This is a genomic window from Cupriavidus laharis, assembly GCF_914271435.1.
GTDB classification, from domain to species: domain Bacteria; phylum Pseudomonadota; class Gammaproteobacteria; order Burkholderiales; family Burkholderiaceae; genus Cupriavidus; species Cupriavidus laharis.
In genome coordinates this window covers 1-666 of the sequence record NZ_CAJZAI010000052.1, presented here as the reverse complement: position 1 = coordinate 666, position 666 = coordinate 1, and the positions used below count along the sequence as shown (strand labels likewise).

The 666-nt window shown below is 52.4% G+C and carries 1 rRNA gene; it reads left to right on the top strand.

Features of this window, described 5'->3' with window-relative positions:
• Window positions 1–69 precede the first annotated feature (69 nt).
• Window positions 70–666, top strand: a 23S ribosomal RNA gene (locus tag LDO29_RS28085); the annotation flags it as partial.

Sequence of the window (666 nt, the reverse complement as noted above, 5' to 3'; positions counted from 1 at the left end):
CTTGGAATACGGCACAAATGCGAGAACTCACCTGTAGCAGGATGTCTCCTTGAGACACACTTGTTATAGGGTCAAGCGAACAAGTGCATGTGGTGGATGCCTTGGCGATCACAGGCGATGAAGGACGCGGTAGCCTGCGAAAAGCTTCGGGGAGCTGGCAAACGAGCTTTGATCCGGAGATGTCCGAATGGGGAAACCCGGCCCGTATGGGTCATCCCTTGCTGAATACATAGGCAAGGGAAGCGAACGCGGCGAACTGAAACATCTAAGTAGCTGCAGGAACAGAAATCAACCGAGATTCCCAAAGTAGTGGCGAACGAAATGGGAAGAGCCTTGTACTCTTTAGCAGTGTTGTTAGCAGAACGGGATGGAAAGCCCGGCCATAGCAGGTGATAGCCCTGTATGCGAAAACAGCGTTGTGGAACTAGGTGTACGACAAGTAGGGCGGGACACGTGAAATCCTGTCTGAAGATGGGGGGACCATCCTCCAAGGCTAAATACTCGTGATCGACCGATAGTGAACCAGTACCGTGAGGGAAAGGCGAAAAGAACCCCGGGAGGGGAGTGAAATAGATCCTGAAACCGCATGCATACAAACAGTCGGAGCCTCGCAAGGGGTGACGGCGTACCTTTTGTATAATGGGTCAGCGACTTACATTCAGTGGC